At 70.1% G+C, this 26591-nt stretch carries 24 protein-coding genes and 1 pseudogene; 9 read left to right on the top strand and 16 right to left on the bottom strand.

Annotated elements, in window-relative coordinates:
* The first annotated feature begins 2 nt into the window (after window positions 1–2).
* From OG194_RS42765 to OG194_RS42755, 3 genes are all read left to right on the top strand, one after another.
* Window positions 3–959: a fumarylacetoacetate hydrolase family protein gene (locus tag OG194_RS42765; protein WP_327406096.1), complete on the top strand. Its 957-nt coding sequence runs from the start codon at window positions 3–5 to the stop codon at window positions 957–959.
* A gap of 168 nt (window positions 960–1127) precedes the next feature.
* Entirely contained in the window at window positions 1128–2132 is a 1005-nt protein-coding gene (locus tag OG194_RS42760; protein WP_327406095.1) for a LysR family transcriptional regulator, read from the top strand.
* A gap of 37 nt (window positions 2133–2169) precedes the next feature.
* Complete coding sequence (locus tag OG194_RS42755; RefSeq protein ID WP_327406094.1) at window positions 2170–2940, top strand: SDR family NAD(P)-dependent oxidoreductase; 771 nt, start codon at window positions 2170–2172, stop codon at window positions 2938–2940.
* Between the two features lie 14 nt (window positions 2941–2954).
* On the opposite strand, the gene OG194_RS42750 is transcribed toward OG194_RS42755, so the two are convergent.
* Together OG194_RS42750 and OG194_RS42745 are read right to left on the bottom strand one after the other, a co-directional pair.
* On the bottom strand, window positions 2955–4727 hold the full coding sequence (locus OG194_RS42750; RefSeq protein WP_327406093.1) for an FAD-dependent oxidoreductase: 1773 nt from the start codon (window positions 4725–4727) through the stop codon (window positions 2955–2957).
* A 54-nt stretch (window positions 4728–4781) separates the two neighbouring features.
* The gene (locus OG194_RS42745; RefSeq protein WP_327406092.1) at window positions 4782–5747 is read right to left on the bottom strand and encodes a zinc-binding alcohol dehydrogenase family protein; all 966 of its coding nucleotides are present in this window, start codon (window positions 5745–5747) and stop codon (window positions 4782–4784) included.
* 145 nt (window positions 5748–5892) lie between these two features.
* Here OG194_RS42745 and OG194_RS42740 point away from each other — a divergent pair, with 145 nt between their 5' ends.
* Window positions 5893–6375, top strand: coding sequence for a MarR family winged helix-turn-helix transcriptional regulator (locus OG194_RS42740; protein WP_327406091.1), 483 nt, complete (start codon window positions 5893–5895; stop codon window positions 6373–6375).
* A 10-nt stretch (window positions 6376–6385) separates the two neighbouring features.
* Here the strand turns inward: OG194_RS42740 and OG194_RS42735 are convergent, their stop codons facing one another.
* Window positions 6386–7345 carry an NADP-dependent oxidoreductase gene (locus OG194_RS42735; RefSeq protein WP_327406090.1) on the bottom strand — a complete coding sequence of 320 codons (960 nt, stop codon included), beginning with the start codon at window positions 7343–7345 and terminating at the stop codon, window positions 6386–6388.
* 153 nt (window positions 7346–7498) lie between these two features.
* On the opposite strand from OG194_RS42735, the gene OG194_RS42730 reads away from it, so the two are divergent.
* Complete coding sequence (locus tag OG194_RS42730) at window positions 7499–8341, top strand: helix-turn-helix transcriptional regulator (protein WP_327407388.1); 843 nt, start codon at window positions 7499–7501, stop codon at window positions 8339–8341.
* A 71-nt stretch (window positions 8342–8412) separates the two neighbouring features.
* Here OG194_RS42730 and OG194_RS42725 read toward each other — a convergent pair whose 3' ends face one another.
* The 6 genes from OG194_RS42725 to OG194_RS42700 all read right to left on the bottom strand — a co-directional run bounded on the left by OG194_RS42725 (window position 8413) and on the right by OG194_RS42700 (window position 13640).
* Window positions 8413–9669: an RNA polymerase sigma factor gene (locus OG194_RS42725; RefSeq protein ID WP_327406089.1), complete on the bottom strand. Its 1257-nt coding sequence runs from the start codon at window positions 9667–9669 to the stop codon at window positions 8413–8415.
* Complete coding sequence (locus OG194_RS42720) at window positions 9666–10007, bottom strand: YciI family protein (RefSeq protein ID WP_327406088.1); 342 nt, start codon at window positions 10005–10007, stop codon at window positions 9666–9668. The genes OG194_RS42725 and OG194_RS42720 overlap by 4 nt, the downstream gene beginning before the upstream one ends.
* Window positions 10004–10750, bottom strand: coding sequence for a nuclear transport factor 2 family protein (locus tag OG194_RS42715; protein WP_327406087.1), 747 nt, complete (start codon window positions 10748–10750; stop codon window positions 10004–10006). The genes OG194_RS42720 and OG194_RS42715 overlap by 4 nt, the downstream gene beginning before the upstream one ends.
* A 155-nt stretch (window positions 10751–10905) precedes the next feature.
* Window positions 10906–12438 (bottom strand): MFS transporter, encoded by a 1533-nt coding sequence (locus OG194_RS42710; RefSeq protein WP_327406086.1) that lies wholly within the window; start codon window positions 12436–12438, stop codon window positions 10906–10908.
* Between the two features lie 11 nt (window positions 12439–12449).
* On the bottom strand, window positions 12450–12863 hold the full coding sequence (locus OG194_RS42705; protein WP_327406085.1) for a VOC family protein: 414 nt from the start codon (window positions 12861–12863) through the stop codon (window positions 12450–12452).
* 6 nt (window positions 12864–12869) lie between these two features.
* Entirely contained in the window at window positions 12870–13640 is a 771-nt protein-coding gene (locus OG194_RS42700; RefSeq protein ID WP_327406084.1) for an SDR family NAD(P)-dependent oxidoreductase, read from the bottom strand.
* A gap of 167 nt (window positions 13641–13807) precedes the next feature.
* On the opposite strand from OG194_RS42700, the gene OG194_RS42695 reads away from it, so the two are divergent.
* From OG194_RS42695 to OG194_RS42685, 3 genes and pseudogenes are all read left to right on the top strand, one after another.
* Window positions 13808–14635: a class I SAM-dependent methyltransferase gene (locus OG194_RS42695; protein WP_327406083.1), complete on the top strand. Its 828-nt coding sequence runs from the start codon at window positions 13808–13810 to the stop codon at window positions 14633–14635.
* A gap of 291 nt (window positions 14636–14926) precedes the next feature.
* Entirely contained in the window at window positions 14927–16066 is a 1140-nt protein-coding gene (gene rho / locus OG194_RS42690; protein WP_327406082.1) for a transcription termination factor Rho, read from the top strand.
* A gap of 146 nt (window positions 16067–16212) precedes the next feature.
* Window positions 16213–17028 (top strand): annotated as a pseudogene (locus OG194_RS42685) (D-alanyl-D-alanine carboxypeptidase family protein); the annotation flags it as partial.
* A gap of 59 nt (window positions 17029–17087) precedes the next feature.
* On the opposite strand, the gene OG194_RS42680 reads toward OG194_RS42685, so the two are convergent.
* Both OG194_RS42680 and mptB read right to left on the bottom strand, forming a co-directional pair.
* Complete coding sequence (locus tag OG194_RS42680) at window positions 17088–18464, bottom strand: glycosyltransferase 87 family protein (RefSeq protein ID WP_327406081.1); 1377 nt, start codon at window positions 18462–18464, stop codon at window positions 17088–17090.
* A complete protein-coding gene (gene mptB / locus OG194_RS42675; RefSeq protein ID WP_327406080.1) occupies window positions 18461–19855 on the bottom strand; it encodes a polyprenol phosphomannose-dependent alpha 1,6 mannosyltransferase MptB in 1395 nt (464 codons plus the stop codon). Before mptB ends, OG194_RS42680 begins: the two co-directional genes overlap by 4 nt.
* Before the next feature lie 137 nt (window positions 19856–19992).
* On the opposite strand from mptB, the gene OG194_RS42670 reads away from it, so the two are divergent.
* Window positions 19993–20787, top strand: coding sequence for an alpha/beta fold hydrolase (locus tag OG194_RS42670; RefSeq protein WP_327406079.1), 795 nt, complete (start codon window positions 19993–19995; stop codon window positions 20785–20787).
* Between the two features lie 6 nt (window positions 20788–20793).
* On the opposite strand, the gene OG194_RS42665 is transcribed toward OG194_RS42670, so the two are convergent.
* From OG194_RS42665 to OG194_RS42645, 5 genes are all read right to left on the bottom strand, one after another.
* Complete coding sequence (locus tag OG194_RS42665; RefSeq protein WP_327406078.1) at window positions 20794–21726, bottom strand: glutaminase; 933 nt, start codon at window positions 21724–21726, stop codon at window positions 20794–20796.
* 36 nt (window positions 21727–21762) lie between these two features.
* Window positions 21763–23172 (bottom strand): aspartate ammonia-lyase, encoded by a 1410-nt coding sequence (gene aspA / locus OG194_RS42660; RefSeq protein ID WP_327406077.1) that lies wholly within the window; start codon window positions 23170–23172, stop codon window positions 21763–21765.
* A gap of 92 nt (window positions 23173–23264) precedes the next feature.
* Window positions 23265–24284 (bottom strand): asparaginase, encoded by a 1020-nt coding sequence (locus tag OG194_RS42655; RefSeq protein WP_327406076.1) that lies wholly within the window; start codon window positions 24282–24284, stop codon window positions 23265–23267.
* A gap of 32 nt (window positions 24285–24316) precedes the next feature.
* On the bottom strand, window positions 24317–25759 hold the full coding sequence (locus OG194_RS42650) for an amino acid permease (RefSeq protein ID WP_327406075.1): 1443 nt from the start codon (window positions 25757–25759) through the stop codon (window positions 24317–24319).
* Window positions 25756–26433, bottom strand: a complete 678-nt coding sequence (locus OG194_RS42645) for a FadR/GntR family transcriptional regulator (protein WP_033278612.1) — start codon at window positions 26431–26433, stop codon at window positions 25756–25758. Before OG194_RS42645 ends, OG194_RS42650 begins: the two co-directional genes overlap by 4 nt.
* Window positions 26434–26591: the final 158 nt, after the last annotated feature.

The following is a 26591-nucleotide window of genomic DNA, read 5'->3' as shown; positions in this document are numbered from 1 at the left end:
CGATGCGTTTCGCGACATACGAGTACGAGGGCGTGGAGCGCGCCGGGGTCGTCCGGGACGGGACCATCCATCCGCTGCCCGAGGGGATCACCGTACTGACCCTGCTGGAGCAGGACGTGCTGCACGCGGCCGGCACCGAAGCGCTGCGCGCACCAAGCGACTTGACGGTGGATCAGGTGCGGCTGCTGCCTCCCCTCAAGCCGCCGTCCATCCGGGACTTCGTCGGTTTCGAGGCGCACATCGAGGGTGTTTCGAAGTCCCTGGACGGGCTGGAGCACGTGCCCGAGGAGTGGTATCGAGCGCCCAACTTCTACTTCACGAACCCTCATGCGGCGTACGGCGCCCACGACGACGTGCCGGTCCCGGCGGGATGTTCGGTGCTCGACTTCGAGTTGGAGGTCGGGGTGGTCATCGGGCGCGCCGGGCGTGATCTCACGCCGGAGCGGGCGCGCGAGCACATCGTGGGCTACCTCGTCTTCAACGACTGGTCGGCGCGCGATCTGCAGAAGCCGGAGAAGAACCTCGGGCTCGGCTTCTCCAAGGGCAAGGACTTCGCGAACACGCTCGGCCCCTGCCTGGTGACCGCCGACAAGGTCGAGGACCGGCGCGACCCGGACGGCTTCCTGGACCTGGAGATGACGGCCACCCTCAACGGGGAGCTGATCGGCCGCGACACCCTCGCCAACGTCTCCTGGACCTTCGAGGAGATGATCGCCTACGCCTCACGGGACGCCTGGGTGCGCCCCGGGGACATTCTCGGCTCGGGCACCTGCGGGTGGGGCGCGCTGGCGGAGTTCTGGGGCCGGGTCGGCGAGCGCACCCCGCCGCCGCTCCAGCCGGGCGACGAGGTGACGCTCTCCGTGGAGCGCCTCGGCACCCTCTCCAACCGTGTCGTGCCCGGCCGTACGGACGTATACCTGCCGCGCGCCCGCAAGCGCGGCCGGACCCCGCGGCCGTAGTCCTGGCGGCGATCCGGCCGGAATACCGTCCGACCTGCACACATCCAGGGATCCGATGGCAGCTATCGGATCCCTGTGACTTCTCCCCCGGCCCCTTCCTCGGGGGGAGACCGCTCGTTACGCTCCGGTTTCACCGAGCTTCAACGACGCGGCCGGAAGGACACACGCATGGGTCTGGGAGCAATCGACCTGAATCTTCTGGTGGCTCTGGAAGCCCTCCTGGAGGAGAAGAACGTCACCCACGCGGGGGTACGGCTGTCCACCAGCCAGTCCGCGATGAGCGGCTCCCTGGCCCGGTTGCGGCGGCACTTCAACGACGAGCTGCTGGTGCGGGTTGGCCGCGAGTACGAGCTGACCCCGCTCGCGGAGCGGCTGCTTCCGGTCGTCCAGTCCTCCCTGCACAAGGCGGAGGAGGCACTGTCGCTGACCAGGCACTTCGACCCGTCGCGCAGCCGGCAGCGGTTCTCGGTCGTGATGTCCGACTACGTCATGACGGTGTTCATGGAACCGCTGCTGCGGGCCCTCGCGCAGGAGGCCCCCGGCATCCGGATCGACTTCCACCCGATCGTCATCGGGCAGTTGGAGACGGAGACCCATCTGCGCTGCCACGACCTGATGATCGTGCCGCTCGGCTATCAGCTGCCGGGGGTCAGCGAGACCGTGATGCACGACCGGTTCGTGTGTCTCGTCGACCCGGACAACCCGCGTCTGGTGGACGGGCGGCTCTCGCTGCGCGACCTCGCGGAGATGCCCCACGCGGCCTGCGTCATCGGCAAACTCACGCCTGCGGACCGGCAGTTGGAGACCCTCGGCATCACACCCCGGGTGCAGGTCAGCACGCCCGGCTTCAACGTGCTGCCGTTCCTGGTGGGCGGCACCGACCTGGTCGCCGTGGTCCCCGAACGGCTCGCCCGGCGCTACGAGGGCTTCGCGCGCTGCGCCGTCGTACCGACGCCCTTCCCGGACGTACCGCTGGTGGAGGCCATGTACTGGCACCACAACCGGCACGCGGACCCCGCGCACCGCTGGCTGCGGGAGACGGTCCGCAAGGTGGCCGCGTCGCTGGACGACCCGGTGGTGCGGTCGCTCGACGAGCCGGTGGTGCGGGAGATCGCCGGTGCGGATGCCACCCATGCCGATCGTGCGTTTCCGGAGCTGACCCCGGCTTCCTAGCGTGGACGGGAGACAGCCCGCACCCCCTGGAGGAACCGTGAGCCGCACGCGTCTGGCCGGTCGTACCGTCGTCGTCACCGGGGCCGCGCAGGGCCAGGGAGCCGCCGAGGTGGCGGCCGCGGCCCGGGAGGGCGCGACGGTGATCGCGACCGACGTCCTGGACGAGGCGGGCGAGAAGCTCGCCGTGTCGCTGGGCGGCGAGGGGCTGGACGTCCGGTACCGGCATCTGGATGTGTCGTCGGAGGACGACTGGGCGGACCTCGCGGCTTCCCTCACGGAGGTGCACGGCCTGGTCAACAACGCGGGCATCGCCGTGCGCGCCCGCCTCGGTTCGGTCGAACTCGCCGACTGGAACCGGGCGTTCGCGGTCAACACCACGGGTGCACTGCTCGGCATCCAGGCCCTCACCCCGCTGATGCCGGCCGGTTCGTCCATCGTGAACGTCGGTTCGGTCGCGGGCCTCACCGCGCATCACGCGGTCGCGTACACCGCCAGCAAGTGGGCGCTGCGCGGCCTGTCGAAGGTGGCCGCGCTGGAACTCGCCCCGCGCGGCATCCGCACGAACGTGATCCACCCCGGCTACATCGAGACCCCGTTGATGGCCACCGCGAACCCGGTGTTCGTCCAGGCCCACCTGTCGCTGACCCCGCAGGGCCGGGCCGGCACGGTCGACGAGGTGGCGCCGCTGGTCGTCTATCTGCTGTCCGACGAGGCGTCGTACGTCAACGGCGCGGAGATCACCGTCGACGGCGGGTACGCGGCGCACGGCGGGGTGAAGGCGATCACCAACGCGCTCGACGCCTCGTGACGACCGGAGCGGCCCTAACGCTCGGAGCGCAGGCCGGCCGCGAGCCGGGTGATGCCCTGCACCGCCAGCTCGGCGAGGTTCGAGCGGGCCACGATCGCCTTGGTCTCGCCCTGCCGCCGGACGGTCCGCAGGTCGCGCTGGAACTGCCGTGACAGGTCCTGGAGTTCACGTTGCGCGGTGGCGAGCCGCTTCTCGGCGGCCGACCGGACCTGCCGGTGCTCACGACGGGTGCGGGGCGTGACGGTGAGGCTATCCGACATGTTCGACTCCGGGGCGGGCGGTGTCGTCACCGCGAGTGGACGGACACCGACCGTGTCCAAATAGGCTTCCACGGCGCCGAGTTCGGCGGTGTCGACGACGGCCGCGACATAGCCGTCCGGACGGACGAGGACCCACTGGTCGGCCGTCAGCCCATAGGCGCTGTGGACCCAGCCGCCGGGGTCGAGGAGGTCGCCCCGGGCGCCGATGGTGTGAATGTGCAGTCCGGGTCGGGGAGTTGGCACTGATGCGTCATCGACGTCGTGGCCGAGCAGCGTCCAGTGAGGTCCCTGGAAGAGGCCGAACAAGCGGGTGGGGAGGCCACCCGCACCGGTCACAGGTGCGTCCGGCGCGCGGTCGCCGGCGAGCACCCCGTGGTCGCGCCGCGAACTGGGCAGCGACAACGGCGAGTCCACGTAACCGAGATCGAGCTGGTTGACCTCGCGGCCCCGGCGGTTGTCGCGCTGTTTGGCGGCTTCGAGCAGCTTCTCGGAGAGGCCGAGCACGGCCTCGGCTATCGGCCGCCGCTCCAACTCGTATGTCTCCAGCAGGGATTCGGGAGCGCCACCGAGTACGGCGGCCAGCTTCCAACCGAGGTTGTAGGCGTCCTGGACGCTGGTGTTGAGGCCCTGTCCGCCGGTCGGCGGGTGGCAGTGCGCCGCGTCGCCGGTCAGAAACACACGTCCGCGCCGGTACGAGTCGGCGAGCCGGGCGTTCATCTGGAACGCGGACGCCCAGTTCACCGCTCGGATCACGAGGTCGTCGCGGCCGGTGCGTTCGCGGAGGAACGCGGTGAGCCCTTCGGCGGAAAGGTCCAGGTCGACGTCGAAGGGGACAGGGGCCTGGAGTTGGAACATGTCGGTGCCGTAGAGCGGGCACATCGACACCTGCGAGGCGGTGTCCTCGCCCCAGCGGTGCCAGACGTCCCACGAGACGCCCTCCGCCACCACATCCGCGACGATCGCCCGTACGCCGAGGGTCTTGCCGGGGAAGCCGATCCCAAGTGCCTTGCGCACAAAGCTCGATCCGCCGTCGGCACCGATCAAGTAGGCGGCCCGTACGGTCCGTTCACCGTCAGGGGTGGCGATCCGCGCGGAGACCCCTTCGGCGTCCTGCTCGAAGCCGACGAGTTCGTGACCGCAGTGCGGGGCATGGCCCAGCTCCGTAAGCCGCTCGCGAAGTCGGCGCTCCGTGAGGAACTGCGGGACGAGCAGCGGGATTTGGTACGGCTCGGCGGGTGTCGCCTCCGACAGCTCGACGACGGCCTCGTCGACCGGTCCGGCGTCGGTGTAGACGCGCTGCACCGGGTACTCACCGCCGGATGCGACGATCCGGTCGATCACCCCGAGATCCTCGAACACCTCTTGGCTGCGGGGCTGGATGCCCTTGCCGCGAGAGCCGACGAACGGCTGCGGTGCCTTGTCGATCAGCAGGAACTCGATATTCCTGCGGGCGAGGTCGATCGCGAGGGTCAGTCCGGCGGCGCCGGTGCCGCAGATGATGACGTCGGTGTCGGTGGTGTGCGACATGGTTCCGAGCTCCTTCGGTAATTCCAGGACGAGTTGCATGAGGGGCACGTCGGGTCAGGGCACGAGGACGGTGCGTACGCCCGGGACCTCGGGCGCGTTCCAGGCGCTCTCGACGTCGGCGAGAGGTACCGACCGAGCGGTGACCGCGATGCCGCCGCTCTCGATCTCCTCGACCAGGGACGGGAGTTCCTCCAGGTACGTCCTGGTCGACACGGCGCCCTGGCCGTTGCCCTGGAGCCGGAAGTTCGCCGACCGCAGTGCCACTGACGGGAGTTCGACGGTCGGGCCCGCCATGGCGCCGATCTGGATCCAGTTCAGGGCGCGGCTGCGGTCGGCACGGGCGCGCAGCAGCGCCATGATCGCGTCGCCGGCGGGCTTGCCCCACAAGTAGTCGATGACCAGGTCGACTTCGGCGGCCTCCTTCGCCAGCTCGGCCGCGGTGGCATCGGAGTCGTCGGTGAGCGCGACGGTCGCGTCCGCGCCGAGTCCGGCCAGCGTCGCCAGCCGGGCCTGGTCACGCCCGGCACCGACGACCCGCCCGGCGCCGAGCCGCTTGGCGACCTGGACGGCCATCTGCCCGGCGTTGCCGGTGGCGCCGAGGACCAGCACCGACTGCCCGGCCTCGATCGGGACGCGGCGGCGCAGCGCGACCCAGGACGACATGGCGGGGTTCATCGCGGCGGCGATCTTCACGACATCGGCGCCGCCGGGGAGGGGAATGCTGCGGCGGCTGTCGATCACGGTCCGGGTGGCCATCGGGCCGATCAGTTCGTCATCGGCGACGAAGTAGACCAGGCGACCGTCCGCGCGTCGGCCGACCCCGTCGACTCCGGGGACCATCGGCAGCTTCCCGGTGCTGGTGTAGTGGCTGCCCGACGCACCGGTGCGGACCCGGGGGTGCAGGCCCACGGCGAGGACGTCGACGATCTCCTGGTCCTCGTCGGTCGGCGCGGGCAGGTCGAAGGGCTCGTAGCGGGGCGGGGTGCCGTACGACTGGACGACGGCGGCGCGGATGTCCATGGAGGCTCTCCTCGGATCGGATTCAGGGCAGGGCGGGGCACAGGGCACGGAGCGCGCGCGATTTAGTAGGCGCCACGAACGTTTTAGTACGTGACACCAATCAAATTAGTAGGTGCCACGTACCTTTGCAAGTAGAATCCGGGACATGACCTCATCGCACGACACCCCGTCCCCGGCGCCGGAGGACCTAGGCCTGGTCGACGCCCTCGCCCAGCTGTCGTTCCTGGTGCAGAACGCGCTGGCCGAACTCGCCGGGGAGCACGACCTGTCGATCACCCAGACACGGCTGCTCGGGATCCTGCGGGACCGCGAGCCGACGATGAACGAGCTGGGCCGTCACCTGGGCCTCGACAAGTCCTCGATCACGGGACTGGTGGACCGCGCCCAGCGCCGGGGCCTGGTCACCCGCACGCCCAGCACTGTCGACCGCCGCTCGTTCCAGGTGTCGATCACCGACGCAGGCCGCGAGGTCGTGGCCCAGGTCGGCGCGCGCTTCGCGGAGCGGATCAAGGACTGCGCCGCGCCCCTGACCGAGGCGGACCGCAAGCGCCTGTCCCGCCTGGCGACCCGCCTCGTGACCGCCGACGCCCAGTCCCGCGGCGTCGACCTGAGCACCACGCCCCGCTGACCGGACTCCGTCAGGCGGAGCCGCGCGGCACCGTCACCACGTGCTTGCCCACGACACCGCCGCGCTCGAACGCCCGGTGCGCCGCGGCGATGTCCGCGAGCGGGTACACGCTGTCGATCACCGGGCGCAGCGCGCCGGAGGTGACACGGTCGGCCACGTCGCGCAGCACGGGGGTCTCGGGGTTGGCGCTGAAGGTGCGGATGCGGCGGGAGCCGTGCACGCTCGACGCGGCGATCGCGGCAATGGCGGACGGGGACAGTCCGACGGTGACCATCCGGCCGCCCTTGGCCAACCGGCCGCGGTAGCAGTGCAGTTCCGTGCCGACGGTGTCGACGATGACGTCGAACGGCCCGATCATGTCCGAGGTGGTGGAGCCGTAGTCCCGGACTTCGTCGGCGCCGAGATCGGTCAGGAGGCCGGCGTGGCGGTCGCGGGCGAGCGCGGTCACCCGGCCGCCCATCGCGTGCGCCAACTGCACGGCGGCCGTGCCGACTCCGCCGGCCGCGCCCCTGACCAGGACCCTCTCGCCGCGCACCAGGCGCACACTGTCGCGCAGCGCGATCAGCGCCGTGGAACCCGCGACCACGAGGGAGGCGGCCTCGACCGACGAGAGGTCCGCCGGGGCGGGTGAGACGCGCTCCGCGGAGACCACGACGTACTCGGCCGCCCCCGCGACGGAGTGCCGCTGCCGGGGATGCACCATGCCCCACACCCGGTCCCCGACCCGGTAACCCTCGACACCGGCGCCGGTCGCGGCGACGGTGCCCGCGAAGTCCAGCCCCACACCGATCGGGAACCGCCGCCCCGACACCATCTTCAACTCCCCCGCCCGGACGATCACATCGTGCCCGTTCACGCTGGACGCCTCGACCGACACCAGCACCTCGCCGGAGCCGGGAGCGGGACGATCCACTTCATTGACCCGCAGAACGTCCGCGGTACCGAAACTCGTGATCTGAACGGCCTTCATGGCGCTGCCCTTCCATGGCCTGCTGTGTGGTTGATCCGATCGTGGACCCCACACGCGACATCACGGTCGTTCCCCTTTTCCTGGGTCCGGCAGACCCACCCTCGCGGGCCGCGCCGACGGCATACTGACGCGGTGACCGACTCTTCCCACGCCATGAGCGACGATCCCCGCCGCGAACTCGCGGAGTTCCTGCGCACCCGCCGAACTCGCCTGCGCCCGCAGGACGTTGGGCTGGAACCTGGTCCGAGGCGGCGCGTCGCGGGGTTGCGGCGGGAGGAGTTGGCCCTGCTGGCCGGGGTGAGTTCCGACTACTACCAGCGCATGGAGCAGGGCCGCGACGTACGCCCCTCCGAGCAGGTCCTCGACGCCCTCGCGCGCGCCCTCGACTTCTCCGCCGAGGAGACCCGCCACCTGCACAGCCTCGCCGCCGCCGCACGCAACCCGGCCCGCCCGCCGCGTTCGTACGAGCCGGAGGAGGTACCGGACACCACGCTACGACTGCTGCACGGCATGACCGCGCCCGCTCTGGTCGTCGGCCGTTTCCTGGACGTGCTGGCCTGGAACCCGCTCGGCGGCGCCCTGTTGGGCGACTTCACCCGGCAGCCCCAGAAGGAACGGAACATGCTGGCCCTGTTCCTGCACCCCCAGGCCGACCGGACCTGCCCGAACCGGGCGGCCACCGTCGCCGAGCTGATCGGGATGCTGCGGACGCAGGTCGCCGCCGATCCGGGGAACCCGCGCGCCGTCGAGCTGGTAGGTGAACTCGCCGTCCGCAGCGACGAGTTCGCGGCCCTGTGGGCCCTCCACGACGTGGCGGAACCGACCCGCGGCCAGATGCGCCTCGACCACCCCCGGGTCGGTGAACTCAACCTGGACTGGGACGCCTACCCGATACCGGGCAACCCCGGTCCCGCGCTCATGGTCTGCACCGCCGCCGAGGGCAGCCTCGACGCCGAGCGACTCCAACTCCTCGCCGGCCTGCTCGACGTCCGCTGAGGCCGGCCTTCGATCAGCCGCGCAGCCGGAGCCACGCGAGCCAGATGTCGGGCACCACCGACGAACGTCCCCTACGCGGACCGACACTCCGCGAGCCGCCGCTCAAGAAACCTTCGCTCCGCCGCGTTCTCCACCAGCTCCAGCGCCCGTTCGTACGCGGCTGCCGCCTCCGTCGTACGACCGCTGCGGCGCAGCAGATCGGCGCGGGTCGCGGGCAGCAGGTGGTAGTCGGCCAGATCGCCCGACCGCTCCAGTTCGGCCACCAACTCCAGCCCAGCGTCAGGATGTTGGGCCATGCCCACAGCCACGGCCCGGTTCAGGCGCACCACGGCGGAGGGCACGCAGCGCTCCAACTCGCCGTACAGGCCCGCGATATCGGCCCAGTCGGTGTCCTCGGCCGTGGGTGCGGTGGTGTGGCAGGCGGCGATGGCGGCCTGGATCTGGTACGGCCCGGGACGGCCCCGGCGCAGCGCGGTCTCCAACAGGGCGGCGCCCTCGTCGACTTCGGCCCGGTCCCACGCCGTACGGTCCTGGTCGTCCAAGGTCACCAACTCCCCCGCCGCGTCCACGCGCGTGCCGCGCCGGGCATCGTGCAGCAGCAACAGGGCGAGCAGACCGAGGACTTCGGGCTCGTCCGGCATCAGGCGGGCCAGCACGCGGGCCAGGCGGATCGCCTCCGCGCAGAGGTTCGTCCGCACCAACTCGGCGCCGGACGTGGCCGCGTAGCCCTCGTTGAAGAGGAGATAGACGACCCCCAGTACGCCCGTCGTCCGCTCGGGCAGCAGATGCGCGGGCGGTACCCGGTACGGGATGCCGGCGTTGCGGATCTTCTTCTTGGCGCGCACGAGCCGTTGCGCCATGGTGGCCTCGGGGACGAGGAAGGCGCGGGCGATCTCGGGGGTGGTCAGTCCGGCCAGCGTGCGCAGGGTCAGGGCGACCCGGGCCTCGATGGGCAGCGCGGGGTGGCAGCAGGTGAAGACCAGCCGCAGCCGGTCGTCCTCGACACCGCTGTCGTCACCGTCGTACTCCGGGTCGTACGGTCCCTCGTCCCGCCCCAGCACCGCGACCTCCCGCAGTTTCGCCGCCCCGACCGCCTCCCGGCGCAGGACGTCGAGGGCGCGGTTGCGGGCGGTCGTGGTCAGCCAGGCGCCGGGGCGGCGCGGGATGCCGTCGCGCCGCCACCGGTCGAGTGCCTGGGCGAAGGCGTCCTGCGCGCACTCCTCCGCGAGGTCCCAGTCGCCGGTCACCCGGATCAGGGTGGCGACGACCTGGCCCCACTCCTCGCGGAAGGTGGCGGCGACCGCCTCCTCGACGTCCGGCACGTTCACTCCCAGACCGGCCGCACCTCGACCGAGCCGCCGGCCAGCGCGGCGGGGTGCCGGGAGGCCAGCGAGATCGCCTCGTCGAGGTCGGCGACCTCGATGATGTCGATACCGGCGACGTACTCCTTGGACTCGACGAACGGCCCGTCGCTGAGCAGGACTTCGTCGCCCTGGACGCGGACGGTGGTGGCGTCCGTGGCCGGCCGCAGCCGTGCTCCGCCGCGCATCAGGTCACGGCTGCGGACCTCGTCGATGTAGGAGGTGAAGCGGGGGTCGTCGGCGATCTCGGCGGGGCTGAGTTCCTCGCCGTCGACGGGCGTGCAGATCAGCAGGACGTACTTCATGACCGCTCCTCGGCCGTCGTGCTCGTGGTCTTCGTGGCCGAGACGTGTTCGTGGACGATCTGCCAGCGCAGGCCCGCGTTGCGGTAACCGGTGGTCACACGCAGGACGTCATCCAGCGGCCGGCCGCCGGCCAGGGTGCCGCGCAGCCGGACGAGGGCGTTGCCGAAGGCGATGCTCTCGTCGACGCGGACGCGGAACTCCAGAACCTCGCGGGTCACCGGACCGGTCACGCTGGCGAACACGCCCTCCATGGCCTTGCGGAAGGCGTCGATCCCGTGCGCCTCCAGGCCGGTGGTGAAGTGGAATGCCTCCACGTCCGGCGCGTAGCAGGCGACGATGCGATCCACGTCCCCTTCGCGAGCCGCCGCGGTCAGTTCGGCGTCGAGCGCGCGGATCTCCGCCTCGCCCTCCTCCGCACCGTCCATCGGCCAGAACGGGCGCACCTCCATCGCTCCGATGGTGGCCACGGGGTGCTTGGCCGCGGCCTCGACGGCCTCCTCCAGGGTGTCGCACTCCAGGATGTCGAATCCGGCGACGTACTCCTTGGTCTCCGCGAACGGCCCGTCGGTGCGCAGCACCTCCCCGCCCCGCACCCGCACGGTCACGGCATCGGCGGGCTTCGCGAGCCGGTGTCCGTGCAGCCGTACGTTCCGGTCGCCCAGCTCCTCCACCCAAGGTTCTACGGGTGCCATCCCGGAGCCGTCAGCGGTGTCGTCGCCGCACACGAGCAGCATGTATTTCATGGGTCCTCCCGGTCCTCGATGAGCTTCCTACACCCCACCGACGAACGCGACCGAGCCGGATCGACACCCCGCCAAGAAAAAACACGCGTCCAAAAACACGGAGAGGCCGGGGCACCGGCCCCGACCTCTCCCCTACGACCCGTACGACCTACCTGCTACGCGGTGGCAGCCTGTACCGACGGCTCCCCCGCCCCCACCACCGCGCGCTCGGTGTTCTTGCGCACCAGCAGCAGGGTGACCACCGCGCCCAGCAATGAGGCGCAGCCGCAGATCACCACGCCGATGGCCATGCCGTGGCCGAGCGCGGTCTGCGCGGCGGCCTTGGCCTGGGCGCTGCCCGCGTTGACGACCGCAAGGGGACCGGCCGCCTTCTCCATGCCCGCGTCGGCCCCGCTGAGCTTTCCGACGAGCGCGGAGGACGCGAGGCTCATCGCGATGGTGGAGATCACGGCCGGGCCGAGGCCCTGGCCGAACTCGCGGACCAGGCTGGTCGCGCCGCTGGCCATGCCGGTCATGTTGATCGGTACGGCGTTCACGGCGGCGGAGGTCAGCGAGGACACCACGCAGATGAAGCCGATGCCGAGCAGCAGCACCGGGCCGATGAAGGCGGCCAGGGAGGTGGTGGTGATGGGCAGCGCGGCGATCCAGAACTGTCCGGCGGCCATGGGCAGCAGGCCGCCCATCAGCAGCCAGCGGGCGTCGATCCTCGTGAGCATCCGGCTGAGCACCGGCGCCAGCAGCAGCGGGATCAACTGGAGGATCACGAAGGGCATTCCGGCCCGCAGCGGGCTCAGGTGCATCACGGCGCCGAGGCGGATCGAGACGCAGTAGGCGGTGCCGATGAAGCCGAACATGCCGGCCAGGGCGACGACAGCCGCCGCCGCGAACGAGGGGATCTTCAGCAGGCCGAGGTTGAACATCGGGGAGGCCGCGCGGGTCTCCGCGACGACGAACCCGACGAGCGCGACTGCCGCCAGGGTCAGCGAGCCCACGATCGCCGCGCTGCCCCAGCCGCGGTCGCCACCCTCGATGACACCCCAGAGCAGGGCGGTGAGGCCGACGGCGATGGTGATCTGTCCCGGCCAGTCCAGCGCGCGGCCTTCCGGGGCCTTCGAGTCGGTGACGAGCTTCCAGGAGGTGACCGCGACGACGAGACCGAGGACGACCGGCGGGACGAACGCCCAGCGGAAGTCGGCGACCGTGGCGAGGATCCCGGAGGACAGCGGGCCGAGCGCGGAGGCGAGGGAGATCGACAGGGCCCAGGTGGAGACGGCTTTCGCCCGGTCCTTGCCGTCGGGTGTGGCCGCCGCGATGACCGCGAGGGAACTGGGGAACAGGGCGGCGGCGCCGATGCCGGCCAGGGCCTGCCCGGTCCACATCATGGTGATGTTCTGCGAGGTGGAGTTGAGGAGTTCACCGAGCGCCAGGACGAGCCCGCCGAGCACCAACAGCCGCTTGCGTCCGAAGAGATCGCCCACCACACCGAAATTCAGTTCCAGAATCGCGGTGGGGAGAATGAAGGCCGAGGTGACCCAGGCCACTTGGGAACCCGACGCGCCGAATGCGGCCTGAATTTCTCCGTTGATGGGCGAGGGAACGGTAATGCACAACTGTGCCGCCGCGACCGCGAGACAGCACGCTATGAGCGTTCCGGGGTCCAGTCTTTTCAAGGAGGTCGAATCCGTCATCGTGCGTGCCCTCACTCTGCGTTTTTCTCTATGAGTTCGATGAGATTTCCCTCGGGGTCACTGACCCAGGCCATGCGCACTCCGGGTTCGGGGGACGGCCCGGGTGCCATGACCTCACCCGCGCCGTGGGCCACCAACGCGCCGTGGACGGGGTCGAGTTCGGGGGTGGTGACCGCGAAGTGCCCGTATCCGTGGGTGAGTACGGCGGTCATCGGGTCCGGCGCGCGAAGGCCGGGGGCGGAGCCGGGTCTGGCGAGCAGCTCGATGCGCCAGCCCCGCGGATGTTCCAGGACGACACCTCGTAGACCGGGCCCTTCGAGGTGGAACTCGAAGACGGTCTTGAGGCCGAACGCACCTTGGTACCAAGCGGTTTGGGCGGCGAGATCGCGTACGTTGACGCCCACGTGGTCGAGTCGGGTGGTCATGGCGGCTCAGCCCGCCATCGCGCTGTCGCCGCCGTCGACCATGAGGTTGGCGCCGTTGACGAAGGCCGCCTCGTCGGAGCAGAGGAAGGCGGCGGCCCGTGCGATGTCCTCGGGCTGCCCCACCCGCCCGACCGGGATGCGGGCCTCCAACTGGGCCTTGGGGCCTGCCGGATCGTCGAGGAAGGGCGCGGTGGCGGAGGTGCGGGTCATGCCGGGCGCGATGGTGTTGACCCGGATGCGGTGCGGGGCGCCGGCCGCGCACAGGTGCAGGCTCATCGCCAACACCCCGCCTTTGGCCGCCCCGTGGGGCACCATCGGCATGAACGGCGCCCCGCGTACGGCGGCCACGGAGGCGACGTTGAGAACGGCCCCGCCACCGCGTGCGATCAGGTGCGGCCAGGCCGCCTGCGTACAGAAGTAGGGGATGTCCAGCTCGTTCTTGATGGTGAAGTACCAGTCCTCGGCGGGCATCGTCTCGAACGGGCCGTTCCGCAGCGCGGAGGCGTTGTTGTAGAGGATGTCGATCCCGCCGAAGGCCGCGATCCCGGCCTCGATCCACTCCCGGGCACCGCCTTCGGTGGACAGGTCCACGGGTGCGAGGGACCGCATGATTCCGCCGGCCTTTTCGACGAGTTCCACGGTCTCGGCCGCGCTGTCCGCGTCGATGTCACAACCGAAGACTTCAGCACCCTCCGCAGCGAATACCAGCGCCGCGGCCCGCCCTATTCCAGCCCCCGTTCCACTGATGAAAGCGATTTTCCCGGCCAGTCGACCCATGATTGCCAAGTCCCTTGTCCCGTGCCGCCGTGGTGCGGTGGTGGCAGCGTAGGTACGGCCATTGACGAGAACAAGAAATGGGTCACCGAAGGGCCATCGGGGGTTCGTATGGCTGGTATGAGGCGGGAAGCCGGAAACTCCTCACAGGTTCACGGCAGGATGTCCCCATGAGCACCGACGACCAGTCCCGGCTGATGCGCGCCAACCAGGCGAACTGGGACGCCCGCACCCCCGTCCACCTCGCCAGCCGCTTCTACGGCCTCGACGGCGACCCGGACCCGGACCGCTGGTTCGCTTCCTTCGAGTGGGACGACCTGGGCGACCTGACGGGCCGGGACGTCCTCCACCTCCAGTGCCACCTCGGCACCGAGACCCTCGCGTTCGCACAGCGCGGGGCACGTGCCACGGGCCTCGACTTCTCCGAGGCCTCCGTCGCCGCCGCGAACGACATCGCGGCGAAGGCGGGCCTCGACGTCGACTACGTACAGGCGAACGTGTACGACGCCGTGGAGGCCCTGGGGCAACGGCGGTTCGACGTCGTGTACACCGGCAAGGGCGCCCTGTGCTACCTGCCCGACCTGCCGCGCTGGGCGGACACGGTCGCCCAACTCCTGCGCCCCGGCGGCCACTTGTACATCGTCGAATTCCATCCTCTGCTCAACTCACTGGGCCCGAAGCCGGCTCGGGGCGAAGGACCGGAACTGCTCCTCCGCCACGACTACCTGGGCGGCGGGGGCCCGGTGCACCGGGACGCGACGTTCACGTACACCGACGGCCCGGCCGTGGCGGGCGCGACGGACAGCTACGAGTGGATGCACGGAATAGACGAAGTCATCAACGCGTTGACGACAGCGGGACTGAACATCCGGCGCCTTCGCGAGAGCGACGAACTGCCGTGGGCGCGCTGGCCGCAGATGGTCCGGACCGAGACCGGCTGGTGGCGCCTGCCCGAGCCTCGGATCCCGCTCCTGTACGGCCTCTTGGCGAGCCGCTGAGCCCTACGTCACACCCAGAACCGCGCCGGGTGTGCTACGGTGCGGTCAGCACTTGTGCACGCCCCGTTCTGGGCGCCGGTGCAGATCTCATTTCACCTTCGCCGAACAGCCCGTCGACTTCCGACCGGCACACCGGCTTCTCCACACCACTTCGTGACCGACGTCTTTTCGTCGTACCCGAGGTGATGTTCCCCGCCGCCCCGAGGAGCGCTCGTTCGCCCTCCACCTGCGGCTTCTCCCCCCTTCCTTCCGCATGACACATGCATCCCGTCCTTGAAAGGACCACCCATCATGACCACCACACTCGAACCCCCAGTACAGGAACAGCCCCGCGTCCAGACCGCCACCGGTGTCCTCGACATCGACGGCAACGGGAAGGGGTACCTGCGGGCGCTGAACTGCCAGCCCACGCCCACCGACCTCCAGGTCTCCCCCGCGCTGATCCGCCGACACGGCCTGCGCAAGGGCGACCTCGTGGAAGGCGTCCGCGGCGGGCAACGCGCCCTGACCGAGGTCGCGTTCGTCAACGGGCACACGCCCGCAGAACTGCGCGGCCGACGCCACTTCCGTGACCTCACCCCGCTGCACCCGCGTGAGCGGCTGCACCTCGAACACCCGGCGGCCGGCCTGACCGGACGCGTCGCCGACCTGATCGCCCCCGTCGGCAAGGGCCAGCGCGGGCTGATCGTGGCCCCGCCCAAGACCGGCAAGACCGTACTGCTCCAGCAGATCGCGGCCGCCGTCGCAGGCAACCACCCCGAGGCCCGCCTCATGGTCGTCCTGCTCGACGAACGGCCCGAGGAAGTCACCGACATGCGGCGCTCCGTGCGCGGCGAGGTGTACGCCTCCACCTTCGACAAGGCCCCCAAGCAGCACATCGCGCTGGCCGAACTCGTCATCGAGCGGGCCAAGCGCCTCGTCGAGGCGGGCGAGGACGTGGTGATCCTCCTCGACTCACTGACCCGGCTGTGCCGGGCACACAACAACGCGGCGGCCTCCGGTGGCCGTACCCTCAGCGGCGGCGTCGACTCGACCGCGCTGATCGGCCCGAAGAAGTTCTTCGGCGCCGCCCGCCTGGCCGAGGAGGGCGGCTCCCTCACCATCCTCGCCACCGCCCTGGTGGAGACCGGCTCCCTCGCCGACAACGTCTACTTCGAGGAACTCAAGAGCACCGGCAACATGGAACTCCGCCTCAGCCGCGACCTGGCCTCCCGCCGAATCTTCCCGGCCATCGAGATCACCCCGTCCGGCACCCGCCGAGAGGAACTCCTCCTCACCCCGGCCGAGTTGACAGCCGTACGAGGCCTACGCCGAGTCCTCCAGAACAGGGACGCCCAGGGCAGCCTGGAAACCCTGCTGGAGCGCATGCGAGAAACCCCGGACAACGCGACGTTCCTACGCCAGATCCAGCCGACTCTGCCTTCCAACTGATCTGAGCGGCTCCTTTAGGGGCGCGGGGAACTGCCCGACCAGCCCCCACCGGCCGGCAGACAAATCACTAGCGCATCCGGGTGCACACTCACCCCGCCCGGCCCTGCCAGCACCCTCGACAACGACTCCGTTCCTACGTTTGCGGTATGACAATCGGATTCACGCCCCGGATCGCTATGTCGACCTGCGCCCTCTGCCTGACGGGCGTCCTCGCGTTCACCCCCGCCACGGCGACTGCCAACACCGGGTCGGATCCCAGCACAGCAACACCGCCCCCCGCACTCCTGAACCACCCCGACACCCAGGTCAGACCACACCCCGGCGCCCCCAACGTCCCGGACGTCTCCGCCCTCTCCTGGCTCGTCGCGGACGCCCACACCGGCGAAGTCCTCGCCGCCCACGACGCCCACCGAAAGCTCCCACCCGCCAGCACCCTGAAGACACTGTTCGCGCTGGCTGTCCTCCCGGTCCTCCCCGGCGGCATCCAACACCGCGTCAGCGAACAGGACCTGGCCGGCATCGGCGAGGGCAGCAGCCTCGTCGGCGTAGAGGAAGGCCACACGTACCGCGTCGCCGACCTGTGGCGCGGGGTCTTCCTCAACTCCGGGAACGACGCCGTGCACGTCCTGGCCTCCCTCAACGGCGGCTGGCAGACCACTGCCACGCGCATGCAGGCCAAGGCCCGCTCCCTCGGAGCCCTCGACACCCATGTCGTCTCGCCGGACGGCTACGACACCGATGGCCAAGTGTCCTCCGCCTACGACCTCGCGGTGTTCGGCCGGGCCGGTCTGCGCAACGCCGACTTCGCCCGCTACTGCTCCACGGCCGAGGCGCAGTTCCCGGGCGAGGGATCGTCGTACGGCATCCAGAACACCAACCGGCTGCTGACCGGCAACGACGGTGTGGAGCGCTATCCGGGGATCATCGGGGTGAAGAACGGCTACACGACGCACGCCGGCAACACCCTTGTCGCGGCGGCGCGTCGGGGCGGACGCTCGCTCGTCGTCACGGTGATGAACCCTCAGGCCGGCGGTGGTTTCACCGTGTACGAGGAGGCGCGCGAGCTGCTCGACTGGGGCTTCGCGGCGGCCGGGCGGGTCGATCCGGTGGGTTCGCTGGACGCGTTGCGGGCCAGGCCGAGGTCGGGTCCCTCGGCGGTGCCGGTGGCCGCGGCGGTCGTACCGGACGAGGGTCCGGGCTGGGCCGAGACCGCGGTGATCGTAGCTGCGGCCGTGCTGGGCGCGGGCGCTGTGGTGGCCGCGATCCGGCTCAAGATCAGGCGGCTCCCGCCGGTCTGACCCGTCGGCAGCCACAGCAGCAGGCCGAGGGTGATCCAGGTGTACGTGTTGCTGCCGAGGAAGCCGTCGATGCCCGAGGAGTCGTCGAACCACAGCCACACGACACTCGTGCACATCACCGCGTACAGGGCGCCCGCGATCCGCGGATGTCCGGCGCGGACCAGCACGGCGAACGACGGCAGCAGCCACACCAGGTGGTGCACCCAGGTGATCGGGCTGATCAGGCACGCGGTCAGCCCGGTCAGCGCGAACGCGGCGATCCAGTCCCCCAGGACGATCGCACGGCGCACACGCACCGCCCACACGGCCAGCACGAGGACGACGACGGTCGCCCACAGCGGGCGGCCCGTCTCGCCGAGCCGGGCCAGGACGCCTTGCAGGGACTGGTTGGAGACGTAGTCGAGGCGGCCCACCCGGGTCGTGTCCCACAACGCGTCGGTCCAGTAGAACTTCGACGCGTCCGGGACCACCAGGGCCGCGAGCCCGGTCGCCGCGAGCGCCACAGCCGTCGCGACCGCGGCGGCTTTCCAGCGTCTGGCCAGCAGCAACAAGGCGATGAACAGGGCCGGCGTGAGCTTGATGGCCGCCGCGAGGCCGATGCCGACGCCCGCCCAGCGCCCCCGGCCGGTGGACAGGAGCCAGCCGTCGCCAAGAACGAGAGCCAGCAGCAGGAGGTTCACCTGGCCGAAGCTGAAGGTGTCGCGCAAGGGCTCGAACAGCGCCAGCCCGCAGGCCACCAGCGCCCACCCGAACCAGCCGTAGCGCCGCCATCCGGGCCCGGCCAGGATGCGCAGCACCACACCGAGAGCCGCGAGGTTGAGGACGAGTGCGGCGATGATCGCGGTGCCGAGGCCGAGGTACCCCATCGGGGCCATGCTGACGGCGGCGAACGGCGGGTAGGTGAAGCCGTAGGTCGTCCCGGGCACGTGGTAGTCGTAGATCCGGCCGCCTCGGTGGAGCCAGGTGTGGACGGTGCCGTAGTAGACGCGCAGGTCGAACCAGTCGCGGAGCAGCGGGACGGTCGCGGTGAAGACGGTGACGACGGCGGCGAGGGCCAGCACCAGGAGGACGCGGCCGCGGTCGGTGGTGGGTGTTCTCATGCCGTGCGTCCCAGGGCCGGGGCCTCCGCCGCCTGGCGGGCCTGCCAGAGGACGACGATCGCGAGGACGCCGCCGGAGACGGCCAGCACGAGTTGTCCGATGTCGGCGGGGCCGCCGCTCGGGAGGACGGCGAGGGCGAGGACGCCGGTCACGGCGGCCACCCGGTGTCGTACGGACGTGCTGGGCGCGGCGGCGGCGATCAGGAAGAGACCCCACAGGGCGTACCAGGGGCGGATCGCCGGGCCGAAGGCGGCCACGACCGCGAGGCTCAGGCCGAGCGCGTAGACCGGGCTGGGTCGCAGGCGGAACCATATGGCGAGGATCGCCGCGCCGGTGACCGCGAGGCCGAGGGCGTGCCAGGCCGGGACCGCGAGGGGCGCGAGGTCGCTGCCGAGGTGTTTCAGCAGGGCGCCGGTGGCGCGGCCGAGGAGGCTGGTGAGGGCCCAGTTGTGGGCCGAGACGGGTGTGTCGAGGGCGCCTATCCAGCCGTAGCCCGTGCCGGCCAATGCGGTCGCCGCGACCGTGGTGGCCGCGGACGCGACGACGGTCGTCGTGACGGCCTTGGCCGGGCGGTGGCCCGCGCGGATCTGGAGCAGCACGACCGCGGCGAGACCGAGCGCGGCCGGTGCCTTGACCAGGGCGGCGAGCGTGACGAGTACGGCGCCCAGGACCGGCCAGCGGCCGAGGGCGGCGACCAGGCCGACGCCGAGCAGGCCGAGCATGATCGCGTCGTTGTGAGCACCCGCGACGAGGTGCAGCAGGACGAGCGGGTTGAGGGCGCCGAGCCAGAGCGCGGCGGCCGGGTCGGCGCCACTGTGCCGGGCGAGCCGGGGCAGCGCGGCGGCCATCAGACCCACCCCGAGGAGCGCGACGAGCCGCATCCCGAAGAGCCCGGCGGGGAGTTCACCGCGGGTCAGTCCGGACAGCCCCGACGCCACGGCGAGGAACACCGGGCCGTACGGCGCGCCCGTGTGCTGCCACAGCGGGGCGACCTCGTCGGCGAGGGGGCCGCCGAGCGCGGCGGGGCCGTGCGCGTAGACGTCCATGTGGGCGTCGACCATGGCGCCCTGCGCGAGATAGCTGTACACGTCCCGGCTGAACAGCGGCGGCGCGAGCAGCAGCGGGGCCGCCCATACCGCGAGGACCAGGAACAGGGAGCGCGGGGTGGGCGGTTCGGCGCTGCGGATCAGCTTGCCGAGCAACAGCCAGGCCGCTATCAGCAGGACGACACCGAAGTAGACCCCGACCAGGCCGAGCGCCGCCTGCGCGGAGGCCGGGGAGAAGAGGTCCGCGGCCGGCAGCGCCCCGGCCGTCTCACCGCCCAGCGCGAGGACGGCGGTACCGGCGAGACCGAGTACCTGGCAGCGGCGGAGATCGACGGGAAAAGCCATGGCCAACACTCGCCAAGCGTGTCAACGCCGGATGGCGGGAAGGCGACCTGCCGCTCTCGGGGCGGCGGACTGCGCGTGACCTCCGTGTGCTCGGGCCTCGGCACCGATGAGTTCTCGGTCCGCGACCGGTCTTTCTGATGACCGACTTTCCCAGAACGGATGTGATGACCGTGCCGACCAGCTCCGCCCGCACCAAGGTGAACGGCCAGGAGATGTACTACGAGATCCATGGCACCGCACACGAGGGCCGACGCCCGCTGGTGCTGCTGCACGGCGGTGTGCAGACCGTCGGTCTGGCCTTCGGGACGATGCTGCCCGCGCTGTCCGCCGAGCGGTACGTGATCGCCCCCGAACTCCAGGGCCACGGCCACACCGCCGACACCGACCGCCCGCTGACGATCCCGGACCTGGCTTCCGACGTGGTGGCACTGCTCGACGAACTCGGCGTCCGGCAGGCCGACTTCATCGGCTTCAGCCTCGGCGGACTGGTCGCGCTGGAGCTCGCGGTCCGGCACCCTGAGCGGGTCGGACGGCTCGTGCCGGCGGCCGCTCAGTACAGCCAGGACGGCATCCACGAGGAGATCCGCACCCCCGACTTCAGCTCGCCCCGGATGCCCGGCCAGGCGGACTTCGAGGAGATGTCCGCCGCCTACGCGGCCGTCGCACCGCACCCCGAGCACTTCCACGACTTCCTCGCCAAGACCTCGGCGGCGGCGAACGAACCGCTGCCGTGGACCGCCGACGACCTGCGCGCGGTGACCGCGCCCACGCTCCTCGTCATCGGCGACACCGACTTCATGCGCATCGAGCACGCGGCCGAGATGCACCGGCTGATCCCGGACGCGCAACTCGCCGTGCTGCCCGGCACCACGCACATGGGGGTCATGCGGCACAAGGTCCTGCTGCCGCTGCTCACCGAGTTCCTGGGCTGAGGCCGGTCAGAACACCGACACCCCGGTCAGGGTCGTGAAGCGATCGAGCGCGGCGACCCCGGCCACCGAGTTCCCCCGCTCGTCAAGTCCCGGGCTCCACACGGCGAGCGTGCACCGGCCCGGGACGATCGCGATGATCCCGCCGCCCACCCCGCTCTTGCCGGGCAGTCCCACCCGGTAGGCGAACTCGCCGGCCGCGTCGTACGTCCCGCAGGTCAGCATCACCGCGTTGACCTGCTTGGCCTGGGTGAGGGTGAGCAGCCGGGAGCCGTCGGCGCGGCTGCCGTGCCGGGCCAGGAAACCGGCGGCGAGGGCGAGATCGGCACAGGACGCCTCGATCGAGCACTGCCGGAAATACTGGTCCAGGAGGACGGGCACCTCGTTGTCGATGTTGCCGTAGGACTTCATGAAGTGGGCGAGGGCCGCGTTGCGGTCACCGTTCGCGGACTCGGAGGCGGCGACGTCCTTGTCGAAGTCGAGGGACGGATTCCCGCTCTCGGTACGGAGGAAGGCGAGCAGCTCTCCGGCCGCGTCTCCGGTACGGGTCTGGAGGCGGTCGGTGACGACGAGCGCGCCCGCGTTGATGAACGGGTTGCGTGGGATACCGCTCTCGTACTCCAGCTGGACAAGGGAGTTGAAGGGGTTGCCGGAGGGCTCGCGGCCCACGTGCTCCCAGAGTTCGTCGCCCTCGCGGGCCAGGTCGAGGGCGAGGGTGAAGACCTTGGTGATGGACTGCGTGGAGAACGGCTGCCGCCAGTCCCCCACGCCGTACACCGTGCCGTCCAGTTCCGCGACGGCCATGCCGAAGCGGCGCGGGTCGCAGGCCGCGAGCGCCGGGATGTAGTCGGCGGCCAGGCCGCGGCCCGGCATCCGCTCGATCTCACCGGCGATGCGCTCCAGGACCGGCTGGAAGGCCATCGATGGGGACATGATCACCATTGTGCCTCCGGGCGGGTCCTGGTGCGCGTCCGCGGGTCAGACAGCCACGGGGCCGGTGCCGGCCAGAACCTCGGGCCGCAGCAGGGCGGCGAGCGTCTCGGCGGGCAACAGGCCCTTCTCCAGGACGAGTTCGGCCACGCCCCGGCCGGTGGCGAGGGCCTCCTTGGCGATGTCGGTGGCGGCCGTGTACCCGATGTGCGGGTTCAGCGCGGTCACCAGGCCGATGGAGTTCTCCACGCTCGCGCGCAGCGCCTCGGTGTTGGCGGTGATGCCGTCCACACACCGCTCGGCGAGCGTCAGGCAGGCGGCCCGGAGATGCGTAATGCTCTCCGACAGCGAGTGCAGGATGATCGGCTCGAACGCGTTGAGCTGGAGCTGTCCGGCCTCGGCGGCCATCGTGATGGTGACGTCGTTGCCGATCACCTCGAAGGCGACCTGGTTGACGACCTCGGGGATCACCGGGTTGACCTTGCCCGGCATGATGCTCGAACCGGCCTGCACCGGCGGCAGGTTGATCTCCCCGAGCCCCGCACGCGGCCCCGAGGACAGCAGCCGCAGGTCGTTGCAGCTCTTGGAGAGCTTGACCGCAACGCGCTTGAGCACCCCCGACATCTGCACGAACGCCCCGCAGTCCTGCGTGGCCTCGACCAGGTTCGCCGCCGTCACCAACGGCAGCCCGGTGATCTCCGAGAGATGCCGCCGCGCCGACTCCGCATACCCGGCAGGAGCATTGAGCCCGGTCCCGATGGCCGTGGCCCCCAGGTTGATCTCATGGATCAACTGGACAGCCTCGTCAAGACGTTGACGATCCTCGTCAATCATGACCGCATACGCCGAGAACTCTTGACCGAGCGTCATCGGCACCGCGTCCTGCAACTGTGTACGGCCCATCTTGAGCACGTCACGAAACTCAACAGCCTTACGGGCAAAGGCGTCTTGCAGTACAGCCATTGACGCGATCAACCCGTGTACGGCAAAGACCGTCGCTATCTTGACGGCGGTCGGATACACGTCGTTGGTCGACTGCCCAAGGTTGACGTCCTCGTTGGGGTGCAGGTACTGGTACTCCCCCTTGCCATGCCCGAGCAACTCCAACGCCCGGTTCGCGACAACCTCGTTGGCGTTCATGTTGGTGGAGGTACCGGCCCCACCCTGCACCACGTCCACGACGAACTGGTCGTGCAGCTTCCCGTCCCGGATCTCCCGGCAGGCAGCGACAATGGCGCCCGTCTTCTCCGGCGAGAGCAGCCCCAACTCCTCATTGGCGAGAGCAGCGGCCTCCTTGACGGCGGCGAGAGCATTGATCAAGTGCGGGTAGATGGAGATCGGCGTCCCGGTGATAGGGAAGTTCTCGGTGGCCCGCAGGGTGTGAACACCCCAGTAGGCATCGCCGGGTACATCCCGATCCCCGAGCAGATCATGTTCGCGACGGGTAATGGCAGTCATGGGTTCCTCTTCCAACACCGTTCAGGGGTTTTTAGGGGCGCGGGGAACTGCGCGACCAGCCACAACGGACCCGCAGCGACCCAACAACCGATCTAGGCACACGCAGAAAACGGCAACACCGGGTCCAAAGCCCGCACAGGCCGAACACAACCCACCGGCTCCCCACCCCCAAGCAACGCCTCCCCCGCAAACTCACCAAGCAGCCCAGGATCAACCCCGGCCCGCACAAGCCCGGCGGCAGCCACAGGCACCCGCGCCCGATTCGCCCCGTCCGAGACCTTCACGGCAACAGCCCGCCCATCAGGCAACGCGGCAACCTGAACCCCTTCGAACCCGTCCTTGGCCAACAACCCAGGAACGGCCCGCATCAACGCGGCCACATCCCGCCCCGCCCCGGACGCCATCTCCGCATAGTCACGCATCGCATCGGCAACCCGAGCCTCAGGCGTACCGGGCGCCGCACTCACGATCCGCGAGACGCCCCGCGCAAGCCCATGCAGCGAGATGGAGAACAAAGGAGCCCCGCACCCATCGACGCTCACCCGAGCGATCCGCTGCCCGGTGAGATCCTCGACGATCTCCGCGATCGCCTGCTGCAACGGATGCGCGGGATCGAGATAGTCATCGAGCGACCAACCATTGAGCTTCGACACGTACAACATCGCCGCATGCTTCCCGGAACAGTTCTGAGCGAGCCGGGACGGCGCCCGCCCTTCACGCACCCAGACATCCCGCACGACCGGGTCGAACGGCAGATCAGGAACGTTGCGTAGATCGGACTCAGTGAGCCCGGCGAGTTCAAGGATCCGCCGAGCCCCGGCAAGGTGACGTTCCTCGCCGGAGTGACTCGCGGCGGCGAGCGAGAGCAGCTCACCGTCGAGCGGCAACCCGGCCCGCACCATGGCGACGGCCTGCACGGGTTTGATCGCCGAGCGCGGATAGAACGCCGCCTCGATGTCGCCGATCTGGAGCTGGACCTGGCCGTCGCCGTCGAGGACGACGACGGAGCCGTAGTGGATGCCCTCGATCATTCCGCCGCGTATGAGGTGGGCGACGGGTGCGTGGAGGGGTTCACGGATGAGGGGTGGGTCCGCGAGGGAACTGCTGTACATCTCTGCCTGTCGGGGTCAGGACGACGTGGGTCTCACGCGTCGGGTGCGGTGGAGGACGTGCTGGCCACGCGGCGGCGGACGGCGAACCATCCGGCGACGAGCGCGGCGGCGATCAGCGGCAGACAGAGCACGGTGGTGCGTCCGGCGCCGCCGTCGGCGTACATGAGGACCAGGACGGAGGCGAGGAAGGCCAGCGTCACGAGTTCGGTCCAGGGAGAGCCCGGCAACCGGTAGCTGGGGCGGGAGAGTTCCCCCTTCTCTGTCTTCCGCCAGAAGAGGAAGTGACAGAGCATGATCATGCCCCAGGTGGAGAGGATGCCGATCGCGGCGAAGTTGAGGACGATCTCGAACGCGTCCGCCGGGACCACGAAGTTGAGGCCGACGCCGAGGACGCAGATGCCGCTGGTGAGCAGGATGCCGCCGTAGGGGACCTGGCTGCGGCTCATGACCGAGGTGAACTTGGGGGCGGAGCCGGACATCGCCATGGAGCGGAGGATGCGGCCGGTGGAGTACAGGCCGGAGTTGAGCGAGGACATGGCCGCGGTGAGGACGACGAGGTTCATGACGCCGCCGGCCGCCGGGATACCGATGTTCGACAGCACGGTCACGAAGGGACTCTGGCCCGCGCTGTACTTGTTCCACGGCAGCAGCATCGAGAGCAGGACGACCGAGCCGACGTAGAAGAGGCCGACGCGCCACATGATCGAGTTGATCGCCTTGGGCATGATCTTCTCGGGGTTCTCGGTCTCGCCTGCGGCTACGCCGACCAGTTCGACGGAGGCGTAGGCGAAGACGACGCCCTGGATGATCAGGAGCATGGGCAGCAGGCCGTTGGGGAAGATGCCGCCGTTGTCGGTGATCAGGGACGGGCCGGGGGTCGTGCCGTCGACCTGGTGCTGGGTGACCAGCAGGAAGATGCCGATCAGCATGAAGACGACCAGTGCGCTGACCTTGATGATCGCGAACCAGAACTCCAGCTCGCCGAACATCCGCACCGAGATCAGGTTCACCGTGAGGACCACGGCGAGCGCGATGAGGGCGATCACCCACTGGGGGACGTCGGAGAACATGCTCCAGTAGTGAGTGTAGACGGCCACGGCGGTGATGTCGGCGATGCCTGTGGTGGCCCAGTTGAGGAAGTACATCCAGCCCGCTATGTACGCGCCCTTCTCGCCCAGGAATTCGCGGGCGTACGACACGAAGGCGCCGGACGAGGGCCGGTACAGGACGAGTTCGCCGAGGGCGCGGACGACTAGGAAGGCGAAGAGGCCGCAGACCGCGTACGCGATGAACAGCGAGGGGCCGGCGTCGGCGAGGCGGCCGCCCGCGCCGAGGAAGAGGCCGGTGCCGATCGCGCCGCCGATGGCGATCATGTTGACGTGCCGGGACTTCAGGGACTTGCTGTAGCCGGCGTCTCCGGCGTCGACATGGCCGGATCGTTTCTGCACGCCGTCGTGCAGGGACTGCTCGCTCACGCCTCGGGTCCGCCTTCCGTGGGGGTGTTCGTGCGCGCGGGGCGCACGATGTCGGTGAGGGTCGTCTCGACCCGGTCGAGGTGGTGGGACATGGCCTCGACGGCGTCCGGCTCGCTGCCGTCGATCAGCGCCTCGACGATCGCCCGGTGCTCGCGGTTGGACTGCTCGCGCCGGCCGCCGAGTTCGTTGAGGAACGCGGACTGGCGGGCCAGTGCGTCGCGGATCTCCTCGATGACCCGGCGGAACACCGGGTTCTGGGCGGCCTCGGCCACCGCGAGGTGGAAGAGCGTGTCCATCGCGACCCACGCGGTGGTGTCGGTCTCCTGTTCCATGCGGTCCAGGAGGTGGGCCAGGTGGTCCAGGTTCTCCGGGGTGCGGCGCAGTGCCGCGTACCCGGCGACCGGGATCTCGACGTGGCGGCGCACTTCCAGCAGGTCGCTGGCCGCGTAGTCGCCGAAGGTGGGGTCCTCCACGGCGTTGGCCACCACGAAGGTGCCCTTGCCGGTCTTGGAGACGGTCAGCCCCATGGTCTGCAAGGCCCGCAAGGCCTCGCGGAGCACGGGCCTGCTGATCTCCAGGGTGCGGCACAGCTCCGCCTCGGAGGGGAGCTTGTCGCCGATGGCGTAGTCGCCGCGCTCGATGGCGCCGCGGAGGTGGACAAGCACCGCTTCCATGGCACTGACGCGCCGCGGCCCGACTCCACCTGTCTGGCTGTCTGACAGGTTCACGGACGTGATCCTGCGGGTGACGGGACAGTGCTGTCAAGCGATCCGAAAAGAAAAATTCAGCGGGCGCGAAGCCTGAAAATCCGGCTTCACGCCCGCTGCGATGA

The sequence above is a fragment of the Streptomyces sp. NBC_01288 genome (genome assembly GCF_035982055.1).
GTDB lineage: Bacteria > Actinomycetota > Actinomycetes > Streptomycetales > Streptomycetaceae > Streptomyces.
This window is presented reverse-complemented; position numbering and strand designations above follow the sequence as displayed.

What these genes read in the sequence shown, in the direction of transcription:
- OG194_RS42765 (WP_327406096.1), top strand. Translation starts at nt 3, where the DNA reads ATGCGTTTCGCGACATACGAGTACGAGGGCGTGGAGCGCGCCGGGGTC.
- OG194_RS42740 (WP_327406091.1), top strand. Translation starts at nt 5,893, where the DNA reads ATGACCTCATCGCACGACACCCCGTCCCCGGCGCCGGAGGACCTAGGC.
- OG194_RS42670 (WP_327406079.1), top strand. Translation starts at nt 19,993, where the DNA reads ATGACCGACTTTCCCAGAACGGATGTGATGACCGTGCCGACCAGCTCC.
- OG194_RS42680 (WP_327406081.1), bottom strand. Translation starts at nt 18,464, where the DNA reads ATGAGAACACCCACCACCGACCGCGGCCGCGTCCTCCTGGTGCTGGCC.
- mptB (WP_327406080.1), bottom strand. Translation starts at nt 19,855, where the DNA reads ATGGCTTTTCCCGTCGATCTCCGCCGCTGCCAGGTACTCGGTCTCGCC.
- OG194_RS42645 (WP_033278612.1), bottom strand. Translation starts at nt 26,433, where the DNA reads ATGGAAGCGGTGCTTGTCCACCTCCGCGGCGCCATCGAGCGCGGCGAC.
- OG194_RS42745 (WP_327406092.1), bottom strand. Translation starts at nt 5,747, where the DNA reads ATGGACATCCGCGCCGCCGTCGTCCAGTCGTACGGCACCCCGCCCCGC.
- OG194_RS42695 (WP_327406083.1), top strand. Translation starts at nt 13,808, where the DNA reads ATGAGCACCGACGACCAGTCCCGGCTGATGCGCGCCAACCAGGCGAAC.
- OG194_RS42715 (WP_327406087.1), bottom strand. Translation starts at nt 10,750, where the DNA reads ATGAAATACATGCTGCTCGTGTGCGGCGACGACACCGCTGACGGCTCC.
- rho (WP_327406082.1), top strand. Translation starts at nt 14,927, where the DNA reads ATGACCACCACACTCGAACCCCCAGTACAGGAACAGCCCCGCGTCCAG.
- OG194_RS42760 (WP_327406095.1), top strand. Translation starts at nt 1,128, where the DNA reads ATGGGTCTGGGAGCAATCGACCTGAATCTTCTGGTGGCTCTGGAAGCC.
- aspA (WP_327406077.1), bottom strand. Translation starts at nt 23,172, where the DNA reads ATGACTGCCATTACCCGTCGCGAACATGATCTGCTCGGGGATCGGGAT.
- OG194_RS42720 (WP_327406088.1), bottom strand. Translation starts at nt 10,007, where the DNA reads ATGAAGTACGTCCTGCTGATCTGCACGCCCGTCGACGGCGAGGAACTC.
- OG194_RS42750 (WP_327406093.1), bottom strand. Translation starts at nt 4,727, where the DNA reads ATGTCGCACACCACCGACACCGACGTCATCATCTGCGGCACCGGCGCC.
- OG194_RS42710 (WP_327406086.1), bottom strand. Translation starts at nt 12,438, where the DNA reads ATGACGGATTCGACCTCCTTGAAAAGACTGGACCCCGGAACGCTCATA.
- OG194_RS42665 (WP_327406078.1), bottom strand. Translation starts at nt 21,726, where the DNA reads ATGGTGATCATGTCCCCATCGATGGCCTTCCAGCCGGTCCTGGAGCGC.
- OG194_RS42730 (WP_327407388.1), top strand. Translation starts at nt 7,499, where the DNA reads ATGAGCGACGATCCCCGCCGCGAACTCGCGGAGTTCCTGCGCACCCGC.
- OG194_RS42655 (WP_327406076.1), bottom strand. Translation starts at nt 24,284, where the DNA reads ATGTACAGCAGTTCCCTCGCGGACCCACCCCTCATCCGTGAACCCCTC.
- OG194_RS42705 (WP_327406085.1), bottom strand. Translation starts at nt 12,863, where the DNA reads ATGACCACCCGACTCGACCACGTGGGCGTCAACGTACGCGATCTCGCC.
- OG194_RS42700 (WP_327406084.1), bottom strand. Translation starts at nt 13,640, where the DNA reads ATGGGTCGACTGGCCGGGAAAATCGCTTTCATCAGTGGAACGGGGGCT.
- OG194_RS42735 (WP_327406090.1), bottom strand. Translation starts at nt 7,345, where the DNA reads ATGAAGGCCGTTCAGATCACGAGTTTCGGTACCGCGGACGTTCTGCGG.